Source organism: Vibrio sp. 2CM40D (assembly GCF_023161825.1).
Lineage (GTDB): Bacteria > Pseudomonadota > Gammaproteobacteria > Enterobacterales > Vibrionaceae > Vibrio > Vibrio alginolyticus.
Genome location: NZ_JALNTL010000004.1, coordinates 290742 through 311243 on the forward strand (window position 1 = coordinate 290742; position 20502 = coordinate 311243).

Annotated in this window: 16 protein-coding genes; 7 read left to right on the forward strand and 9 right to left on the reverse strand. The window is 44.0% G+C overall.

The genetic code is table 11. The features are described 5' to 3' along the window. Nucleotides 1–20: 20 nt before the first annotated feature. A complete protein-coding gene (locus MTF70_RS10915; RefSeq protein WP_005378009.1) occupies nt 21–941 on the reverse strand; it encodes an HDOD domain-containing protein in 921 nt (306 codons plus the stop codon). A gap of 369 nt (nt 942–1310) precedes the next feature. Here MTF70_RS10915 and MTF70_RS10920 point away from each other — a divergent pair, with 369 nt between their 5' ends. Continuing rightward, nucleotides 1311–1898, forward strand: a complete 588-nt coding sequence (locus tag MTF70_RS10920; RefSeq protein WP_053303184.1) for a TfoX/Sxy family DNA transformation protein — start codon at nt 1311–1313, stop codon at nt 1896–1898. 193 nt (nt 1899–2091) lie between these two features. Here the strand turns inward: MTF70_RS10920 and MTF70_RS10925 are convergent, their stop codons facing one another. The 3 genes from MTF70_RS10925 to MTF70_RS10935 all read right to left on the reverse strand — a co-directional run bounded on the left by MTF70_RS10925 (nt 2092) and on the right by MTF70_RS10935 (nt 5366). Beyond that, on the reverse strand, nt 2092–2640 hold the full coding sequence (locus MTF70_RS10925; RefSeq protein WP_005378006.1) for a hypothetical protein: 549 nt from the start codon (nt 2638–2640) through the stop codon (nt 2092–2094). Between the two features lie 291 nt (nt 2641–2931). Next, nucleotides 2932–3429, reverse strand: coding sequence for a response regulator (locus MTF70_RS10930; protein WP_017820839.1), 498 nt, complete (start codon nt 3427–3429; stop codon nt 2932–2934). Continuing rightward, nucleotides 3426–5366, reverse strand: a complete 1941-nt coding sequence (locus MTF70_RS10935) for an ATP-binding protein (RefSeq protein ID WP_205460909.1) — start codon at nt 5364–5366, stop codon at nt 3426–3428. Before MTF70_RS10935 ends, MTF70_RS10930 begins: the two co-directional genes overlap by 4 nt. Nucleotides 5367–5552: 186 nt before the next feature. Here MTF70_RS10935 and MTF70_RS10940 point away from each other — a divergent pair, with 186 nt between their 5' ends. The 3 genes from MTF70_RS10940 (at nt 5553) to MTF70_RS10950 (ending at nt 9468) form a co-directional block, all read left to right on the forward strand. Next, nucleotides 5553–6821 (forward strand): DUF945 family protein, encoded by a 1269-nt coding sequence (locus MTF70_RS10940; RefSeq protein WP_193837439.1) that lies wholly within the window; start codon nt 5553–5555, stop codon nt 6819–6821. Nucleotides 6822–6958: 137 nt separating this feature from the next. After that, nucleotides 6959–8053, forward strand: a complete 1095-nt coding sequence (gene serC, locus MTF70_RS10945; protein WP_005378000.1) for a 3-phosphoserine/phosphohydroxythreonine transaminase — start codon at nt 6959–6961, stop codon at nt 8051–8053. Nucleotides 8054–8136: 83 nt separating this feature from the next. Beyond that, entirely contained in the window at nt 8137–9468 is a 1332-nt protein-coding gene (locus MTF70_RS10950) for a D-serine ammonia-lyase (RefSeq protein ID WP_053349523.1), read from the forward strand. A 97-nt stretch (nt 9469–9565) separates the two neighbouring features. Here MTF70_RS10950 and cydC read toward each other — a convergent pair whose 3' ends face one another. The 3 genes from cydC to trxB form a co-directional block, all read right to left on the reverse strand. Further along, nucleotides 9566–11287 (reverse strand): cysteine/glutathione ABC transporter ATP-binding protein/permease CydC, encoded by a 1722-nt coding sequence (gene cydC / locus MTF70_RS10955; RefSeq protein WP_085569571.1) that lies wholly within the window; start codon nt 11285–11287, stop codon nt 9566–9568. Beyond that, a complete protein-coding gene (cydD, locus tag MTF70_RS10960) occupies nt 11280–13067 on the reverse strand; it encodes a cysteine/glutathione ABC transporter permease/ATP-binding protein CydD (RefSeq protein WP_005377993.1) in 1788 nt (595 codons plus the stop codon). The genes cydC and cydD overlap by 8 nt, the downstream gene beginning before the upstream one ends. A gap of 103 nt (nt 13068–13170) precedes the next feature. Then, nucleotides 13171–14130, reverse strand: a complete 960-nt coding sequence (trxB, locus tag MTF70_RS10965) for a thioredoxin-disulfide reductase (protein WP_005377991.1) — start codon at nt 14128–14130, stop codon at nt 13171–13173. 359 nt (nt 14131–14489) lie between these two features. On the opposite strand from trxB, the gene MTF70_RS10970 reads away from it, so the two are divergent. Then, complete coding sequence (locus tag MTF70_RS10970; RefSeq protein ID WP_005377989.1) at nt 14490–15146, forward strand: 2OG-Fe dioxygenase family protein; 657 nt, start codon at nt 14490–14492, stop codon at nt 15144–15146. Beyond that, the gene (locus MTF70_RS10975; RefSeq protein ID WP_005377986.1) at nt 15130–16365 is read left to right on the forward strand and encodes a cysteine desulfurase-like protein; all 1236 of its coding nucleotides are present in this window, start codon (nt 15130–15132) and stop codon (nt 16363–16365) included. Before MTF70_RS10970 ends, MTF70_RS10975 begins: the two co-directional genes overlap by 17 nt. Before the next feature lie 90 nt (nt 16366–16455). Here MTF70_RS10975 and MTF70_RS10980 read toward each other — a convergent pair whose 3' ends face one another. After that, complete coding sequence (locus MTF70_RS10980) at nt 16456–17280, reverse strand: DUF2797 domain-containing protein (RefSeq protein WP_005377984.1); 825 nt, start codon at nt 17278–17280, stop codon at nt 16456–16458. A 336-nt stretch (nt 17281–17616) separates the two neighbouring features. Here MTF70_RS10980 and MTF70_RS10985 point away from each other — a divergent pair, with 336 nt between their 5' ends. Next, nucleotides 17617–18954: a GGDEF domain-containing protein gene (locus MTF70_RS10985; protein ID WP_205390821.1), complete on the forward strand. Its 1338-nt coding sequence runs from the start codon at nt 17617–17619 to the stop codon at nt 18952–18954. Between the two features lie 141 nt (nt 18955–19095). Here the strand turns inward: MTF70_RS10985 and MTF70_RS10990 are convergent, their stop codons facing one another. After that, complete coding sequence (locus tag MTF70_RS10990; RefSeq protein ID WP_054866044.1) at nt 19096–20466, reverse strand: DASS family sodium-coupled anion symporter; 1371 nt, start codon at nt 20464–20466, stop codon at nt 19096–19098. Nucleotides 20467–20502 lie beyond the last annotated feature (36 nt).

Below are 20502 nucleotides of genomic sequence, written 5' to 3' on the forward strand. Positions count from 1 at the left end.
TATTATCAGAAAGCGATAAATTACAAACCGCTAGCATTGAGTACAGCTCGGATTTGATCATTGAAGTCAGTATCACTCATGTTACTAAGTTCATACAAGACTTCTGCACCAGTTAAGTTGAATTCAACTTCATGTTCGTCAATGCGTTCATCGTGATTGCGGAACATCAATAAATGATGCGCAATTCTAGCGATGTCGAGATAACTCACTTCTGGTCGCGTTAATTCGTATTTTTCGTTTGAGGATACTTCTCTGAAGTCGTTGTCAAATCCCCAACGCTCAAGCACTAGTTTACTTGTGGCAGAACAACGTGTTTGGAAGATTTGCAATGCAATATCTGGGTCTAAGTAATTACCCCTATCTAAGTACAAGTGGTACTCATTAATTAGGCAAAATAACCCAATATCGGCTAATAGACCGACCAATAACGCCTTTTCTTGCTCTAGATGGCCATAAGTGCCTGGCTCGTGGCTACGAAACGATTGAACCAACATCACCATGACGGCACCGAGCTCACGCGATATCGCCGCACTCTTCACCAAGATGGCATTGCATTCTTTAGTGAGATTAACTGAGTGTTTAAGTTGCTCAATCGCTTGTGCGGTAACAATATCACGTACACGAAGTATTCCGAGACGAGATACCGCTGTAGTTAAGTCGTTGCAGGTGATATTTCTGCGATTAAAAATCACAGAGTTAGCGACTCGTAAAACGACTGCTGCTAATCCGGGATCTTCCAATAAACAGTTAGCAACATCGGCAATCGTGGTGTGTTCTTCGACACATAACTGCTGAATTTTAAGCACGACATCAGGAATAGGAGGTAACGAAATCTTACCCGTGGCGATGGACTGTTCTACCAGCTGAGCAAACTCGGATTCCAGTGCGTTTATAAGCTTATCTTTATTATTTGGCAGCCAAAAAAATGATAAATGTTCCATTGTGACGCTGTACTTGAGATCTTTCGTACAGTGTACCCTTACAGCGTATTCTTTATCAATTAAATGCGTATTATGTGCCCGTAATTGCCAGCGAGATCATAATGATGGCGCGTTTTAGGCATGCTATGCGTCAAAAAAATATCACCACACGAACAATAAGTGTGAAACTAATCACGTATGCAGAATTTATACTTTTTTATATGTGACCTATGTCCTAACTTATTTTTCAACGTTAAGTATGATTAAGCAAGTTGGTGAGCACAACTCACAAAAATATCGCCAACAAATCGACATTTATAATTCGCTATAAGCTGCTGTTTATCTGGTGACATCGCTAATCGGGGTAATTTATTCAGATTAAAGAGGTCAATGGACATGACAGACCAAGCTTTTTTTAAATATGTACGCACCTTCAGTGAGTACCAAAAACGTTCTATGTTCGGTGGTATTGGTTTATTCACCGATGATGCTATGTTTGCGCTTGTCAGCAATGATTGCTGCTACTTACGTGGTGGTAATGGACTAGATGAAGTGTTTACTCAACTGAGCTGTGAGAAGTATAAGCACGTCAAAAAACAGACGACGGCAACCGTAAATTATTATGATGTAACCGATTTATTCGAATCCGGATATGTAGGGCTTGATGAACTGGTACAGAAATCAATTGAATACTCAATTAAGGAACGGAAATATCAAAAGTCCTCTGCCAGTAGACGCTTAAGAGACTTACCCAACATGCAACTAACCCTTGAACGTATGGTCAAGAAAGCCGGTGTTGATGACGTAGAAACCTTTTTAGAACTTGGACCTGTAAAAGTCTTCAACAAAGTTAAAACGGCTTACGGTAATGATGTTGATGTAAAGCTACTGTGGAAATTTGCTGGTGCAACTGATGGCATACATTGGAAACTGATCCAAGAGCCGCGTAAAAAACAGTTATTGGCACTGTGTGACTAAGCGAAGCTGATCGCACAATGATTGACTCGTTTCGATGGAGTTAGCGGGTCGTAAAGGCAAGTGTGAAAAGCGGAAAAAGGACGTTGAAGTTTTTTACCACTTCATTGAGTTAGTCATTAAATTAGACAAAAAAACCGAGGCAGAGACCTCGGTTTTTGTTTTTTTAATTTGCTCTTTTCTTACAGCACAAATCTTAAAACTTAAAACGCGTAGTGAACATTACCTGATCACCGTAAAAATCGTTGATACGTGCTTCAGCACCCAAAGAGAAAAGCTCTGTTGAGTGGAATCGAGCGTAGGCAGATCCAGTCCAATCGTCATCGTTATCGATAGAAACGTAGCCGACTTTGCCGCCTACTTCTAATTGAGGGCCTAACCATTGGCGAACACCTAAGTTAAGCTCCATACCAACATCTGTGCTGCTCTCATTCGAAGGTTGTACAACGCGCATTAGCATTTCACCAGTAAGATCTGCCCAGTTGTTTAGCGGAGAATGGAAGCCAAAGCCTGCAGCTGAGTCAAAATCACTTTCAAACTCAGAGTCAATACGAGCAATAACATGCGCGTTCGGGTGAATTGATTTGCTGAATCCAGCACCAAATGTCACAGGACTTGCGCCAATACGTGCTTCGAAATAGTCGTAGCTAAAGTTGCTCATAGTTGCTGGCGCATTGCGATCGTTTGCAGCTAGGGCATGGCTTGATGCCACTAGTAAGGCAGCGGCTAATAGTGTTTTACGCATAACTAACGATAAACCTTGTTCATTATTTCCATGGATTCAAGCAACCACTTGAACCGTAATCTGATTTGTCCGACATCATAATAAAAAGGAAGGTCGACGACCAACAAAAATGTGTCGATGTTTTGTCAATTAACTTAATAGTTCCTTGGTTTAAGCAAAAACTACGCCATATACGTAGTGTCCGAGAATTTTACTCGGACAAGTAACGATGTTTTTCTAACCTCATTCGACTATGCGAGGTTAGGTGGTGCAATGAGCATCGTTGAGTTCAAGTTAGAACTAAACACTTTATTACTCGCCAAAGCTTGCTCTTCTATCTGCCATGGCGTTGAGGATTGCCTCAGAATCAAGGATTTGAGTCCAGGATAGCAGGTTATCATCATTCTCAATCACAAACGCGGTAAGCTGAGACACGATTGCTTTTCTCAATGCTTCACCTTTCCAAGGTTTGGCAATGTAATAATCGAGACTCGCGTTATTTACGGCTTCTACGGTGTCTTCCAAACCAGCTTGTCCTGTGAGTAAAACTTTGCGCGCTGCTTTTGTGTCACCATTTTGACTGAGTTCGATTAAGAAGCTGATCCCAGTTTGTTCCGGCATAATGTGGTCACATAAAATGAGCGCAAGCTGAACTTCTTCTTCCGCCATCTCCTCAATCACTTGCCGAGCTTCAGTCACCGATTCCGCTCCTTCGACGACAAAGTTCTCCTCGAAGGGAGCAAGATCTTGGAGCACGCTATCCAAGACTTCTCGTTCGTCATCGACACATAAAATTAAATACTTGGTCATGTTTCATCTCCTTTTTCGATGACTGGTAACCAGACTGTCATTCTTGTGAACTTGTCGAGCTCTGATTCGACGTCAATCCATCCCTTATGTGCTGTCACGATTTGCTGGCAGATGGACAGCCCAATGCCTAAACCAAAGTTGCCTTCTTTTTTTGTGGTGAAGTTCAGCTCGAAAATGGCATCTCTTTGCGATTCAGGAATGCCACACCCATTATCTTCAAACGAGATAACGGCGTAATGTGTATGATCTTTTTCTGCAAGACGTGTTTGTATTTTTAAAACGCCTTTTTCCGGAAATGCATCAATGGCGTTAGAGACCAAATTCGTCCATACCTGTTGGAGTGCGATTGGTTGACAAAGGATAGGAGGTAAATCCGCATAATCAGTGGAAACCTGATGCATTTTTAGTTTGTTTTCGAAGATCACCAAGGTGTCTTCAATGCCCTCATGAATATCGGCATAGTGCAAGGTTTCATCATCTGACCGAGCATATCCTTTCAGGCTTTTTACCATATCAGCAATTCGTGCTGCACAGACATTAATTGAGCGAAGTGTAGAACCTGCTTTGTGGTATTGCTCAAGTGTATTGAGGGCATGATAAGACGCTTGCTGCTTTCTCGTTAGTTGGGTAAGTAGCTCTTGATCGGACTCTAATCCAAGGTTCACCACTTTTTTTGCCAATGCTCGGTCTGGAAGAGTATGGCTAAGCGCTTTTACGCGTGATCTGAGCTCGGCGGTTGAAGCGGGTTTTGAGGTTTGCGCTTTGCTCAGTAATTCAATGCCTTTGGTTTGTATATCGGAACTTGGCGCATCGTTAAGTAATCGTTCTAGCGTATGCGTTAAATTCTCTACGCCCCTCAATATCGCGGCTACTGGATTGTTTAGTTCGTGGGCTACTCCCGCAACCAATTGACCAAGCATCGCCATTTTTTCTCTTTCAATGAGCTGCTGGTGGGCTGATTCTAAAGATTCGAGCGTTTTTTGAAGTTGCAGTTTGGTGTTGATGCTTCTTTGCAATCGGCGGTTGAAGTGGCGTAAAAGCAAGTTTGTAAAAAGAGGCAGTAAGTTTGAGTCGCTTTGCATCACTTTATTGAATACGTTGCGATCGAGTTTGATAACTTCTGTTTTGGTTAGTGTTAGAGCTGTCGAGAAAGAACATTCCCCAGTAACAAACGACATGCCTCCGACAATATTCCCTTTGTTATGGCGTACAACCTCTCGCTGCATGCCTTGCTCATCGCGCTTGTACAGAGCCACTTCACCTTCGGTGATAAACCACAAAAAGCAATTTGGCTCGCCTTCCACGGTTAATAAGTGTTCAGGTGAGTATGTACGGCACGCTCTTGTTTCGTCATTATCTTTGAAAAATTGTTGGAGAGCGGAGATCACTTGCTCGGCTAACTCGGCATCAGACATCGAGTGGTAGTCGTGTAAGAATCCGGCTTGATAATGGCTCATCTGGTTATTGATGTGCGCTCGCAACAAGCTGTGATGATCCAATATCTGACTGTAACTTAGCAGGTCTTCTTTACCGTTTCGCAATATAAATTGGGTCAGCTCTTTTTGCACTGTGTTAAATAAGACGTAATCTGGCAAAGGTTTAGTGAGGCAGTGGTCGAGCCTGCCCTCATTAACGGCAGTGAGAATTGCCTCTATATCAGACGAGCAGCTAATAAGAATTTTTCTTGCTTGCTCGGTATGTGGCATCCGGTCTAAACCAATAAGAAAATCCACGCCGTTAAAATGAGCGTGATGGCTCGCTATAACTAAAGCAACAGTCTGTTCTCTTTCTTCTAGATACTCTAAAGCGCTTTGAGCCTCTTCTATCGATTCGACAGAAAAAATATCAAACTTACTTGAGAAGGCAGACAGCTCCAATCGAAACTGTTCAGCACTGATTGGGTTGTTGTCGAGACACAACACAGCATAACGATTCACAGATGTTTTAGCTCCGGTTAAAACTTCGCCACGCAAACTTTAACAATAAAAGGACATGATGAGTGGGAGCCAAGTATGATTCCTGATTAATGGACTAGAATAAGCATCAATAGTCTGATTTGTCTCAATGTTTTCTCCGCAGGTGGTTTGGGGTAGACTGACCGAAAATATCTAATAAGTGACGTTATGCAAAATCTTAAAAAAATCGGCGCCATTGGTGGTGCTATCTCATTAGCGCTGTGTTGGCCATTGGCTGTCGGACAAATTGGTCAGTCCATCATTGAAGATGGTATTACCAATATGAATGATGAAATGATTAAAGGCGAAGTGGTCGAGTATCAGCGTGGCTATTTGTCTTCAGTCGTGCTGACTCGTTATTCAGTTGTTGATCCTGAGCTTAAAACGCAGTTAGAGCGTGATGGTATGCCAACGACGTTTGACGTAACCAGTGATGTTAGCCACGGTCTAACAAGCCTAACAGCAGATTCAAAATTGGTGGACAATGACTTTTTGCCTCTCACGATGCATAGCCAGACTCAACTAAATGGCAATACAGTATTTATCCTCGACCTAGATAGTTGGCATTATCGTAACGAAGCGCAAGGTGTTTCTGTTTCTACAAGCCCTGCAAAAGTAACAGGTGATGTGACGGTATTGGGTGATCTCAATTACCAAGTTTCTGTTCCTTCTGTTCAAGTGGATTTTGAAAACGGTGAAGAGCTTCATCTGAATGCATTGACAGGGCAAGGTAAAGGAAAGCAAGCAAAAGGCTACTGGTTAGGCGAGCAGTCTTTCTCTCTAGAGAAGCTAGATGTGGTTGATGCGAACTTAACGCCTATCTTTTTGATTGAAAATGCGAGCTACCGTGGTAACACTACGATGAGTGAGTCTGGTGATAAGCTGAACAGTCAATTAAACCTAGATGCTAAGAAATTACGTTTAACTGATGGGACGGATGTCGATAACTTTAAGTTGGATTTCTCAATTGCAGATGTGGATAGCCAGTCTTTTGATCAAATTATGTCTATCTATCAAAGCTCTCCTATGTTAGATGAGCAGGAAATTGCGAGCTTATTGCCGCATGTCGATACGCTGTTTAGCAAAGGTTTTGATTTATCCGTGAACGAGCTTTCACTCGCGTTCGGTGACGGCAAGTTCCACAATGAGTGGCAACTATCCATCCCTGAAGGTACTGAGCATATTTCTCAAGATCCAATGAAGTTGGTGACGGCCACTACTGGTGAACTTAGCACTTACTTCTCTGATGAATTAGTAACGCATTACCCATTTATTCAAGAAGGGATTGATGAGCTCCTTATTATGGAGTTGATCGAAAAAGTAGAGGGCGGTTATCAATTAAAAGCAGAAATTGGTGAAGGCAAATTGAAGTTCGAAAATGGGCATGAGTTCCCATTGGTGGCTCTACTTATGCCTGCTTTGATGCAACAACAGTAATTCGTGTTGTTGCGAATTTGTTCCAATTCAACGCTTAGTCTTTAAAAAGAGGTCGTAAGACCTCTTTTCTTGTTTTTATCACTGCGAAAACGTGATATTAATTTCGTAATATTTACATAGCAGGAGCAATGAGCATCATGGAACAAAATACGGACAACGTATTTAACTTCAGTGCAGGGCCAGCAGGTCTGCCTAAAGCAGTTATGCAGCAAGCACAACAGGAACTAATCGATTGGCAAGGTCTTGGCACTTCGGTCATGGAAATCAGCCACCGAAGCAAAGAGTTCATCAAAGTTGCAGAAGAAGCCGAGCAGGATTTACGTGATCTTCTGAATATTCCGGACAACTATAAAGTGCTGTTCTGCCAAGGTGGTGCTCGTGCTCAGTTTGCTGCTGTTCCTCTAAACTTACTTGGTGATGCCGATACGGCAACTTACATCGATGGTGGTTATTGGGCTGAAAGCGCGGTAGCTGAAGCGAAAAAATACTGCGAACCAGACGTGTTTGATGCAAAAACAGAAATCAACGGGAAAGTCGCGGTTCTACCTGCAAGTGAATGGAAAATTGCTCCAGAAGCGGCTTACGTTCACTTCTGTCCAAATGAGACCATTGATGGTATTGAGATTAACGATCTTCCTATCACCGACAAACCGATTGTTGCTGACATGTCTTCGACAATTCTTTCTCGTGAAATCGATGTGTCTAAATACGGTGTGATTTACGCGGGCGCTCAGAAAAATATTGGTCCTTCCGGCATTGCTATTGCTATCGTGCGCGATGATTTATTAGGTATGGCGAAGCAGGTACTACCAAGTATTTTGGATTACACTGTTTTGGCAGAAAAAGAATCAATGTTCAACACACCACCAACCTTTGCATGGTACCTGTCTGGTCTTGTTTTCAAATGGCTGAAGGCACAGGGTGGAGTAAAAGCAATTGAGCAAGTGAACCGCGCTAAAGCCGCGCTACTGTATGATTACATCGATCAGTCTGATTTCTACCGTAATGGCGTGCACTCAGCAAACCGTTCTTTGATGAACGTGCCATTTCAACTTGCTAAGCCTGAACTGGATGCAACCTTCCTTGAGCTAGCAGACTCTAAAGGGCTGAAAGCGCTAAAAGGTCATCGAGCAGTTGGTGGTATGCGAGCATCCATTTATAACGCAATGCCGCTAGAAGGCGTTCAAGCGTTAGTAGACTTCATGCAAGAGTTTGAGAAAAACTACGCGTAAGCTCAAACTGATAGTTGTTCTCCAAAGCGTCGCTATTGCGGCGCTTTTGTTTATCTCAACTCACATCATTCCAGGAAGGTAAAATGACCAAGGCAAATATTGAAGCGCTGACTAAGCAGTTCCCACTCTTGGCAGCACTTATTGATCTTGAAGAGGTTTGTTGGTTCAACCCCCATATCACTTCCTTGGAGGAAGGCTTACCTCATGTCGGGTTAGATGAAAAAGATATTCAAGCGGCGAGTGAACGGCTAACACGATTTGCGCCTTATTTGATGAAAGCGTTTCCCGAAACGGAAACGTCGCGTGGCGTTATTGAGTCCGCAGTGGTGGATATTCCCAATATGAAAGTGCGTTTGGAGCAGCAATACGACACGCCAATATTGGGCCATTTAATGCTCAAAAAAGACAGTCATTTGCCAATTTCTGGTTCGATCAAAGCGAGAGGTGGTATTTATGAAGTGCTCACTCATGCAGAAAAGTTGGCGTTTGATGCCGGCTTGCTCTGTGAAAGCGATGATTACAGCAAATTGTTCAGCAATGAGTTTCGGCAGTTTTTTAAGCAGTACAGTATTGCGGTTGGCTCAACCGGCAATCTTGGTATGTCCATCGGCATCATGAGTGCGAAGCTGGGTTTTTCAGTTTCAGTCCACATGTCTGCGGATGCGCGGGAATGGAAGAAAAATAAGCTCCGGTCGCATGGTGTTAATGTCGTAGAGCACCAAGAAGATTATGGTATTGCTGTCGAGCAAGGTCGTAAAGAGGCAGAAAAAGATCCCAACTGTTTCTTTATCGATGATGAAAACTCACGGACGCTGTTTCTAGGTTACTCTGTTGCGGGTGAGCGTCTTAAGCAGCAATTTGATGACTTGGGAATCGTGGTTGATGAGCATCATCCATTGTTTGTTTATCTTCCTTGTGGTGTTGGCGGCGGGCCTGGTGGCGTGGCATTTGGCTTGAAGGTAGCATTTGGCGAGCATGTCCACTGTATTTTCGCAGAGCCAACGCACTCACCGTGCATGCTGTTGGGCGTACATACAGGCTTGCATGACGATATTTCGGTACAAGATTTGGGTATCGATAACATCACCGCAGCTGATGGTTTGGCAGTCGGGCGTGCCTCGGGATTTGTCGGAAGAGCGATGGAAAGGCTACTTGATGGTTTTTACACCATTGATGACGCTCGTATGTATCACCACTTGGGTGAGTTAAGTGAACTGGAAGGTATTAATCTAGAGCCTTCTGCATTAGCCGGTATGATTGGTGCAGTGCACGTCTCGAATAACCATGCTTACCAGTCTCGAATGAAATTTGACGAAGAAAAACTCAAAAACGCAACACATCTTGTTTGGGCAACAGGTGGGGGCATGGTTCCGGAAGATGAAATGGCGGCTTATCTCAAAAAATCTGGTCGGTAAATCAGCACTGTATACGTGCTTAATTAGGTAACTAATAATACAGGAATAACAAAAGGGCTCATCATTTGATGAGCCCTTTTAGTCACTGAAAATCGAATTATAGAGATTGTAATAGCTGGTAGTAACGACCTTTTTGAGCGAGTAGCGTTGGATGGTCGCCTTGCTCGATGATCTCACCTTGTTCCATCAAACAGATGCTATCCATACTTTCTAGCTCTATCAGTCGGTGTGTAATGAATACTACTGTCTTATTAGCAAAGTGTTCATTGAAAAGCGCCATCACTTTTTGTTCCGTACGCTTATCGAGGCCTTCAGTCGGTTCATCTAAGAGTAGGATTGGGGCATCACGTAGCAATGCTCGAGCAATGCCGATTCGACGTTTCTCACCGCCAGATAACTGACGACCGCCGTCGCCTAACCAAGCGTCTAACCCCGGCTCTTCAAGAAGTCCGCCAAGCTCGACTTTTTGTAAAATAGTAGACAGTTGCTCATCACTTGCATCCGGAGCGGCCATGAGTAAGTTGTCACGTAGTGTCCCGTTTAGTACATCTACGCGTTGACTGACCACAGTCATTGCTGCTCGCAGGTCCGACTCGCTCCAATCTTGCAGTTTTGTACCACCGATTCGAACTTCACCTTGGTTAACATCCCAGTAGCGGCAAAGAAGCTGAATCAGTGTTGATTTACCTGAACCTGTTTGACCTACAATTGCAGTTTTAGTGCCCAACGGTAGTGAGAGTGACAAGTCTTTCAGCACCTTTTGCTGACCGTCAGGGTAAGTAAAATCTATGTTGTCGAATTCAATGTCTAACGTTGTGTCTTTATGTTTCGACTGCTCAGGGAAGACAACGTCAGGTTCAGCCAAAATTACTTCATTTAAACGACGAGCAGAGGTCAACGTTTGACCGAGATACTGGAATGCGCCCGCGATAGGCATCAGAATCTCAAAGCTCGCCATGGTTGCAAACGCAAACAGCGCAATCCAAGGATCAGGAGCACGACCACCTACGCCGTCTGCAGCAAACCAAAGCATCACAACCAGTGTAATGCCGTTCACCAGCATAAGCAGGCCTGAAGCCATGCCCGTTAAATTCGCGTTCACAAATTGGTTAGACAGCAACTGCTTCTGCTTCTCTAGAATGAGATTACGATAACGTTCTTCTGCTCCAAAGATACTCAGTTCACTGTAGCCTTGAAGCCAGTCCAGTGTCGCCACTCGCAATTGCGCTTTATGATGAGTGAGATTCTCGCCATTATTTTTACCCAGTTTATAGAACAGCACTGGCCATACAAACAACATGACGGTAAGAATCGAGCCAAGCAGTAGGGCGAGATGCCAATCAAAGAACGCCAGGACAGCCGTTAAACTCAATATGCCAAAAATACCAATCACGACAGGGCTGATAAGTCGAAGGTATACGTGATCCATCGCATCTACGTCCGCTACTAAGCGGTTGAGCAGATCGGCATCACGCATCGTAGAAACACGACCCGGAATCAGTGGTGCAAGTTTCTTAAAGAAGAAGATACGTAGATCGGTAAGCAGCTTGAACGTTGCATTGTGGCTAACGACACGTTCTCCCCATCGACCTGCGGTTCGAGCCATTGCAGCGCCGCGTACCCCGGCACCTGGTAACATGTAGTTAAAGGTCTCACGAGCAACCGTCAAGCCTGCCACCGCTGCGGCTGAAATAAACCAACCTGATAGCGTTAATAAGCCAATAGACGCCGCTAAGGTCAGAAATGCCAGTAGCATACCTAGCGAAAGACCAAACCAGTGTTTTTTATAGAGTTTTAGATAAGGGAGTAAATCACGCATCTAAGTTCCCCTTGTCTGTTTCACGTTGTGCGAGGTTCGCTTCCAACATGTCTTTAAATAAGCCATCTTCTGTCGACAGTGTGGCGTAATCACCACGTTGAACAATCTGGCCGTCCTGCATAACAAGAATTTGCGATACGTTTTGTAAAGGCGCAAGTTGGTGAGTAATCATCAAATTCGTTGTGGCATGCGCATACTTGTTAATGCCTTCCATCACGAGTTTTTCACTGCGAGCATCTAAGCTTGCGGTTGGTTCATCTAATAACCAAAAACGACCATTTTGTAGCATGGCGCGAGCCAGTGCTAAACGCTGCGCTTGGCCGACAGATAAACCACCAGAACGATCAGATATCGGATAATCCAACCCATGCATTTCAACAAATTCAGCAGCGTGAGAGTCATTCAACACAGAATGTACGTCTGCATCCTGAATATTGTGCTTACCTAGTGTGATGTTATCTCGAATGCTACCGTGTAATAGCATCGGGTTTTGACCAATCCAGCTTACTGCCTCTCGCCATGTGGCTAGATCCAGTTGCGACAATTCACAACCATTAATCTTCAAGCTACCTTGATAAGGCATGAAACCGAGGATGGTGTTTACCAAACTTGTTTTACCTGCACCACTTGGTCCAACCAAAGCGGTACTTTTGTTGGCTTCAAGAGAGAAGGATAGGGGACCTGCGAGCTGCTTACCTTCCGGACTAAAAATGGTTAACTGGTCCGCTTCAATATGGATAGGGCTGTTTTTATCTAACGCTTGGGTACCATCTTTGATTTGATCGACTTCTAAATCCAGAAACTCGACAATGCTTTCTGCTGCGCCAACCGCTTGCTGTTTCGCATGATAGAACGTGCCCAAATCACGTAATGGCTGATAAAACTCTGGAGCAAGAATCAGAATGAACAAACCAGCAAAGAGCGTAACACCTGTGCCGTAGTAGCCGAAGTCCAGCTCCCCGATATAACTAAAGCCAAAGTAGACAGCGGTAATTGCGATAGAAATGGAAGTGAAAAACTCTAACACCGCAGAAGACAGAAACGCGATTTTCAGAACGTCCATGGTACGAGTACGAAAGACTTCTGAAGCACCCTTTAGCGTCTCAGTTTCAGATTTTGTTCTATCGAATAAGCGAATGGTTGTCATTGCTTGCAAGCGGTCATAAAAGTGACCCGACAAACGCTGCATCGCTTTAAAGTTTTTACGGTTTGCTTCTGCGGCTTTCATCCCAACCAGTGCCATGAAAATAGGCACCAGTGGTGCAGTGACCAGGAAGATCAAGCCTGCTGCCCAGTTTACTGGGAATACGACAACCAAAATGATGAAAGGCACTAGTACCGATAATGACATTTGAGGCAAGTAGCGTGAGAAGAAATCTTGCATATCTTCTACCTGCTCTAAGATGAGCGTTGCCCAACTGCCAGCAGGTTTGCCTTTGATGTAAGCTGGCCCAAGTTTATGAACTTTATCTAAAATGAGTTGGCGAATATAAACTCGAATTTGCTCCCCGCAACGGTAACCGGCAAGCTCTCGACCCCAGGTACAAGCAGCTCGACCGATAACCGTGCCACCGAGCCCAACAAAATGCCAAATGAGGTCGGCTTTGTCGACTTGGTCAATGATTAACTGGTGCAGAATGGAGGCGAGCAGGGCTGCTTGAGCCAATAAAAACACGCTTGAAAGTACGCCTAGGCCTATCGCAATCATAAGCCAGCGCTTGGCTAACTTACTTTGTTGCTTCAGCCACTTATTCAAGCTGCTTTGCTTTTTCTTATCCATCGTGAAGGCTTAATGATAATTGTTTTAATGAGGCGGTAGTATACAAAAGAAAACCCAGCGGGAATACCGCTGGGCTTTAAGGATATGACACAAATGTGAAAAGTTATTTGTCACCAAGTGAGTCTAAGAAACGTTCAGCATCTAATGCAGCCATACAACCTGTACCTGCAGAGGTGATCGCTTGACGGTAGTTGTGGTCCATTACGTCGCCAGCTGCAAATACACCTTCGATACTAGTTTGTGTTGCGTTGCCTTCAAGACCTGATTGAACGATGATGTAGCCATCTTTCATGTCTACTTGGCCTTCAAAGATTTGTGTGTTTGGCTGGTGGCCAATTGCGATGAATGCACCCATTACATCGATATCTTCTGTCGCACCGCTGTTCACGTCTTTAATGCGGACGCCCGTTACGCCCATATCGTCTCCCAGTACTTCATCGAGAGTGCGATCGGTATGAAGAACGATATTACCGCTTTCAACTTTATCCATCAGACGTTTCACAAGGATCTTCTCTGCGCGGAATGAATCGCGGCGGTGGATCAGGTGAACTTCTGACGCAATGTTAGATAGGTATAGCGCTTCTTCAACAGCCGTGTTACCACCGCCCACAACTGCAACTTTCTGATTACGGTAGAAGAAACCGTCACAGGTTGCACAAGCAGAAACGCCGCGACCTTTAAATGCTTCTTCAGACTCAAGGCCAAGGTATTTTGCTGATGCGCCGGTAGATATGATTAAGGCATCACAAGTGTACTCACCTGAGTCGCCTTTTAAACGAAATGGGCGTTGTGATAGCTCTACTTCATTGATGTGATCAAATACGATTTCAGTTTCGAAACGCTCGGCGTGTTCTTTCATGCGATCCATCAATGCTGGACCTGTCAGTCCCTCAGCATCGCCTGGCCAGTTTTCAACTTCAGTTGTGGTGGTTAGCTGACCACCTTGTTGCATTCCCGTCACAAGCACAGGGTTTAAGTTTGCACGCGCTGCGTAGACGGCAGCTGTGTATCCTGCAGGACCAGAACCAAGAATTAATAATTTACAGTGTTTTACGTCGCTCATTATGGCTCCAAAAAGGGCGTAACATTTCCCTCGATTGTATGGAAATTCTTAGTGCTTTAAAAGCATAAACAACGATTGTGATCGAATAATTGGTTATAGATTAGAACCCACTAAATATTGATTGAGAACGTTGACTTCTAGCATAAAATTCTATTCGTAGTGGAGAAGTCTAGTTTCAAATATTGTCAAAGCGTAAAACTGAAACATGGCTCTGTTTTTGTGGTTTGGTTTGGTTTGTTATGTTGTTTTCGTCGTTTTGTTGAAGCTATCAACGTTAAAAGCTGGTAATTGCAGAATATTTGCGTAACCTAGTGTGTAAATTAAATGTTAATTAATGTGCCTCATTAAAGGAGCAAATGATGTTACATTCACGTGAGAATACTCTACATTTAACACAGCTCAGCATGGCAGCAATTGAGCAGCTTTCCCCATCGTTTGAAGAACTGCCTCGTACCGAACATGCAGATGGTCAGTATCGACTACGACGTTATTCTGTGGTTGGTTTTGATAACGGCAAAGTCATCGACTTAAATAAAAATAGCTTTGTTCAATCCTCTGATATCAACCGATTTCAAGGTGATGTTGTAAGACAATTCGAGCCAATTGAGAAGGATATTCTTACCAGCGATGGATTTCGAGAAATGTGTGAATTGTTTGTCAATGCGAATCATCTGCCAAACGGTCAAGAAATAGAAATTCACCAAATCCGTATCAGGGCACTGGAAGAAGAAACCCAAGTAGCACCTGAAGGTGTGCACCAAGACGGTTTTGATCACATTGCAATGGTTGGTGTGGGACGCCATAACATCATCGGTGGCGACATCATGCTGTACAGCAGCCATAACCAAGCCCCATTTTTCCGTAAAGTGCTAGAAACCGGAGAGGTCGCAATCTTGGCTGATAGCAAGCTGTGGCATAACGCGTGCCCAATCCGCTCTGTTATTGATGACGAAGCGGGCCATATGGATGTATTTGTACTCACTGCTACGGATAAGCGTAATGAACTTCAATCTTAATCAGATCAGAGAGCAATTTCCGGCGTTGGCTCAATACCACAACGACAAGCCCGTGACGTTTTTTGATGGTCCAGGTGGCTCACAAGTGCCTCAACCAGTACTAGACAGCATGGTTGGGTATTTAGGTCGTTTCAACGCTAACTTAGGCGGGCATTATTTTTCTAGCCAAGTGACCGTTGACGTAATGCAAAATGCGCGTGAGTCGGCTCAGGCGCTACTTAATGCCCCTTCATCTGGCAATATTGTCTTCGGTGCCAATATGACCTCACTAACCTTTCAGCTTAGTCGCGCGATTAGTCGAGATTGGCAAGCAGGAGATGAGATCATTGTTTCCGCTTTGGATCACTATTCAAATGTATCCAGCTGGCAGCAAGCGGCAGAAGATAAAGGCGTTACGGTTCATCAAGTTCGTATCAACGAAGAAGATTGTACGCTGGATATGGAGCATTTAAGCCGCCTTCTTTCTGATAAAACGCGCCTTGTCGCTGTGACTTATGCATCGAACACGACGGGTTCTATTGTGGATGTACAGCAAGTAGTCAGCATGGCGCACAATGTTGGGGCACAAGTTTATGTGGATGCCGTCCATTATGCGCCTCATCATTTGGTTGATGTTCAAGCGTTAGGTTGTGACTTTTTAGCTTGCTCAGCTTACAAGTTTTTCGGACCGCACGTTGGTATTGCTTACATAGCCGATCAGTGGCTCCACAGTATTCGCCCTTACAAAGTCGAGCCTGCCACTAATATAGGCCCTGGTCGATTTGAAACAGGAACGCAAAGTTTTGAAGGTCTTGCTGGTGTCGTTTCTGCGGTTGAGTATCTGGCTCAATTTGGTGAAGTCGGTTTACCTCTTCGCCAACGGTTGGAGCAAAGCTACCAACTGTATGAACAACATGAGCAGCGCTTGAGTGAGCGTTTCTTACAGCGTTTGAATGCATTAGATGGTGTCAATCTATTCGGTATCGCAAAGGAAGATAGCCAACTCCGCACGCCAACTTTTGCGCTAACGTTTGACCGATATTCTCCAGAGTTCATCGCGAAAACACTGGGTGAACATAACATTTGTGTATGGAATGGTCACTTTTATGCGTTGGGCTTAGTTCGTCAACTTGGTTTAGAAGAATCGGGTGGTGTAGTGCGAATTGGTTGTATGCATTACAATACAATAGAAGAAGTCGATATGTTATTCGATGTGCTAGAAAGCATCCTTGACGCATAACTAACGATTTCTTCCTAATAGAAAAACAAAAGCTCGAGTCAAACTCGAGCTTTTTTCGTTTTTATTTGAATCAACGCGTTTTACAAGCGATTACTCACTAACTTCAACTTCATAGGAAGTGAATTTTCTTACATTAATAACGCCAGTATCAAAGATGAGGTATTGACCTTTAATGCCTTGCAAAGTGCCAGTAACAACCGGGTTTTTATCGAAGTTATGCGAAGTGATCTTCGTTGGGTGCTGTTGTACCGGGTAGCTAAGGTCGGTAATGCTTTCGTTTAATACTTCAATGGCATCTTCGCCGAATTGCTGTTTTATCTCGGCAATTTTCTCTTCGACTAAAGGCAATAGCTCAGCAAAACGGTCCTGCAATGCCATAGGTTCACCGTCACCTTTAAGCAGTGTGCGCCAATTGGTCTTGTCTGCGATATGTTTCGCCAGTTCAACTTCAATTAAACCGGAGATATGGCGAGTTTTTACTTTAAAAATTGGCAAGCCCTGAGTCGCGCCTTGGTCAATCCAACGAGTCGGGATTTGAGTATGACGAGTAATACCAACTTTTAAGCTGGATGTGTTGGACAGGTAGACAAAGTGATCCACCATGCAATTCTCTTCACCCCATTGTGGTTCGCGACAAGTCCCTTGATCGTAGTGGCAGGTCTCTGGCTTCATGATACACATGTCGCAGCTTGCTAGCTTTTTCATGCATACAAAACAGTGGCCTTGCGAATAACTCTTTTTCGTTTTCTTTCCACATGAGCAACAAAAAATATTGCCAGTGTGAGTCAGTGTGAGCGTTTTACCCAGAAACGGAGTTAAGTCGATTTCTTCCTCACCGACAGGAAGACGGTAGTTGACGGCACCGTCCAGAGAAGCACGCATTTTGTTTAGCGTGCCAGTTGCAATTAATGACATGACATTACTCATTATTGTGTTTTTGCACAGTATATACTGAAGTGGAGAAGAGATGCAGGGTTGACAGGAGCTTTAAAGTAAATGTCTTGCACTAAATTATTATGCATCGTGTTTTATTTTCTAAAAATTATGGCTGTGAAATGCTTCGCAAATAGAAGTTGAGCTGCACTTTTTAGAAATTTTAAAACGTGATAACGGTTCAAAATCCGTTACTATGTGTCGAAACTAAGAATTGAATGAGAAAGTGATTTTATTTCTTGATAAATCACCTTGATTTCATTTTTTGAAATTATTGAACCTCACGTATTGCATATAATCTCAGCAGGTCACTTGCCCATGAAGTGGATCCATAACTTTATCTTTGCTCTTTCTATTTGCACTATCAGTTTGGTTGCCCTTTATAGTGTGCTTGGCGATACGCGAAAGCTGACCATTACACCTGAGCATTTCAATATCTATGCAACTAAAGATGCCAGTGAAGGAGGTGTGAGTGAGGCTGATATCACATACGATCGGCAAAGCCTAGTTCTTAGCTGTGAACTAAAGCAGAGCTCGTATGCTTGGCCTTACTGCGGAATCTCGGTTTATACCGATTCAGCAACGCCAACACAGGGTATTGACCTTTCCAACTACCATACGATTCGATTGAAGGTGCGATATGAAGAGGCAGGAATAGGGGCTAACCCTAGCCACGACCTACGTTTGTATCTTCGCAATTATAATTCTGAGTATTCCAAGCCGGACGACGAGTACACCATTAAATATAATGGCATGCAGTTTTCTCCGTCGGGTTCGATCGATATTGTCGAAATTCCGATTAAAAATCTTCAGGTGATGACCTGGTGGTTAGCAGATAACGGAGTCGCGATTGAGCACTCTGCACCTGAATTTTCAAACATCACACGTATTGATATTGCAACTGGGTCTGGTGCGGCACTTGGTAAACATAGAATTGTGATTGATAAAATTGAGTTTGAAGGCGCTTACCTTGCGCAAGAAACATTGTTGTATGCATTATTACTCTCTTGGATGGCGCTTGGACTGGCTTTTTCACTGCATGAGTTACGAAAAAATAGAGTGGCTTATGAAAAAGCGCAAAAGCGTCACCGTCATTTGGAAAAGGTGAATGATACTTTGCGAGCTCAAAACTATGAGTTTGCAGAGTTAGCGCATCGAGATGCTTTGACGGGCACGATGAACCGATATGCTGTGCAACACTGGCTGGAACAACAATCTCGTCAGGTTCGCTGGGGGCATAACACCTTCAGTATTCTCTATTTGGACTTGGATAAGTTTAAAAAGGTGAACGACAAATTTGGGCACCAAATGGGGGATGACATATTGCGCGAATTTGTCATGGTGGTAGCGACTTCTATTTACTCAGACGATCGACTCGTTCGTTGGGGCGGCGAAGAGTTTGTCGTATTTTGCCCTGATACCAATATTGAACAAGCGTTAGAGAAGGCAGAAATGATTCGCAAAAATGTGGAGGATCATTTGTGGGTGCACGGTGAATCATTAACTTGCAGTATTGGCGTTGCCCAAATGCAGAATGAACGCGTCTCAGAAACCATGGCGAGAGCTGACGAAGTGTTGTATCAGGCGAAGCGCAATGGTCGCAACCGAGTGGAAGCTCATTATGGTTTACTTGCTTGCGAAAAGAAGCAAGCCTGATAGCCGTTCACTTAAAGGAAAGAAAAAAGGTGGCCAACTGGCCACCAAGAGGGAAACTGCTGAACACCACTTGGGGGGGAGTTTGGGTTATCGATACGATTACCGTGAGCAGCAGTGTAGTGCTAATCGAACTTGCTATTTTTACCAGAACAACCAAGCGAAAAGCGTTAGTGCAGCAATACAGGCAATGTTTAATACGAAACCAATTCGCATCATTTCTTTTTGCTTGATATGACCCGTACCGAACACAATCGCGTTTGGAGGTGTTGCAACTGGTAACATAAATGCACAAGATGCAGCGACGGCAATCAGTGCAGAAAGAATAACCGGAGACATGCCTAAGGCTTCTGCAATGGTCGCAAATACAGGGACAAGTAGTGCAGCACTGGCGGTGTTACTCGCAAACTCAGTTAAGAAGACAACAAAAGCAACCACTGCAAGAATCGTTAAGAGAATACCAGCTTGCTCAAGGAAGCCTGACAAGCTATGAGCCAAAAATACGCTTGTTCCGGTTGTTTTTAGGACGTTACTCAAACAGATACCACCACCAAATAGGATTAACACACCCCAGTCGGTTGTTTTCTCGATATCTTTCCACTCGACGGCGCGAGAAGCACCAAGTAGAAGGATGGCGCCAATAGCTACAAGAGTATCGAACTTCGCGAAGCCACCCAGCATAGCGTTAATAGGCTTACTGAATATCCACAACGTCACGGTCAGTAAGAAAATCGCCAACGTAATCATTTTGCCGTTTGTCCATTCGACTGGTTGATGGTCAAGGTCAAACTTGTGGCTAAGGTCAGGCTTAGTCATCGTGTACAATACGAGGATAGCGATTGGCATTAATACTAGGGAAATAGGTACACCAAACTTCATCCATTCAGTGAAGCTTAGGCCAACTTCAGCGGCTGCAATTGCGTTTGGTGGGCTACCAACCAGTGTTGCAATACCACCAATTGAAGCACTGTAAGCTATACCGAGTAGAACAAACAAAAAGGTGTTGTGGTTTTTCTTGGCGTCTAGCTTTGTCATCACACCCAGCACAAGCGGTAACATCATCGCGGCGGTGGCGGTGTTTGAAATCCACATTGACAGGCCAGCACTCACACCAAATAGCATGAATACAGCGACAGACATTTTTCCTCTTGCCAGCAATAGTACTTTATCTGCAATAGCTTGATCTAACTTTTGTTTATGTAGAGCCGCAGCTAGTGCAAAACCACCCAAAAATAGAAAAATGATGGAGTTGGAAAAGTTATTCAGTGCGGTTTGAGTGTTGAACACACCCAAAAATACCGCAAGTAGTGGTATGAGCAGCGCGGTAATGCTGACGTGAATCGCTTCGGTTAGCCACAGAATAGCAACAAAAACTAAGATGCTCAGGCCGGTTACTACTTGTGGTTCAAAGGGTAAGGTATTAAACAAGATAATGAACAATAGGATATTCGCGTTCAAAATCATGCTGTTGCGAGTGAAGAACCAATTCTTCAATGTCACAGCGAGTGCGGTCATGGGTAGTGCTCCTTTTGCATTGCCTTTTGTCGGTTT

Bases quoted from the DNA above. Each gene is read 5' to 3' on its own strand.
- MTF70_RS10915 (WP_005378009.1), bottom strand. From the start codon at position 941: ATGGAACATTTATCATTTTTTTGGCTGCCAAATAATAAAGATAAGCTT.
- MTF70_RS10920 (WP_053303184.1), top strand. From the start codon at position 1,311: ATGGACATGACAGACCAAGCTTTTTTTAAATATGTACGCACCTTCAGT.
- MTF70_RS10925 (WP_005378006.1), bottom strand. From the start codon at position 2,640: ATGCGTAAAACACTATTAGCCGCTGCCTTACTAGTGGCATCAAGCCAT.
- MTF70_RS10930 (WP_017820839.1), bottom strand. From the start codon at position 3,429: ATGACCAAGTATTTAATTTTATGTGTCGATGACGAACGAGAAGTCTTG.
- MTF70_RS10940 (WP_193837439.1), top strand. From the start codon at position 5,553: ATGCAAAATCTTAAAAAAATCGGCGCCATTGGTGGTGCTATCTCATTA.
- serC (WP_005378000.1), top strand. From the start codon at position 6,959: ATGGAACAAAATACGGACAACGTATTTAACTTCAGTGCAGGGCCAGCA.
- MTF70_RS10950 (WP_053349523.1), top strand. From the start codon at position 8,137: ATGACCAAGGCAAATATTGAAGCGCTGACTAAGCAGTTCCCACTCTTG.
- cydC (WP_085569571.1), bottom strand. From the start codon at position 11,287: ATGCGTGATTTACTCCCTTATCTAAAACTCTATAAAAAACACTGGTTT.
- cydD (WP_005377993.1), bottom strand. From the start codon at position 13,067: ATGGATAAGAAAAAGCAAAGCAGCTTGAATAAGTGGCTGAAGCAACAA.
- trxB (WP_005377991.1), bottom strand. From the start codon at position 14,130: ATGAGCGACGTAAAACACTGTAAATTATTAATTCTTGGTTCTGGTCCT.
- MTF70_RS10970 (WP_005377989.1), top strand. From the start codon at position 14,490: ATGTTACATTCACGTGAGAATACTCTACATTTAACACAGCTCAGCATG.
- MTF70_RS10975 (WP_005377986.1), top strand. From the start codon at position 15,130: ATGAACTTCAATCTTAATCAGATCAGAGAGCAATTTCCGGCGTTGGCT.
- MTF70_RS10980 (WP_005377984.1), bottom strand. From the start codon at position 17,280: ATGTCATTAATTGCAACTGGCACGCTAAACAAAATGCGTGCTTCTCTG.
- MTF70_RS10985 (WP_205390821.1), top strand. From the start codon at position 17,617: ATGAAGTGGATCCATAACTTTATCTTTGCTCTTTCTATTTGCACTATC.
- MTF70_RS10990 (WP_054866044.1), bottom strand. From the start codon at position 20,466: ATGACCGCACTCGCTGTGACATTGAAGAATTGGTTCTTCACTCGCAAC.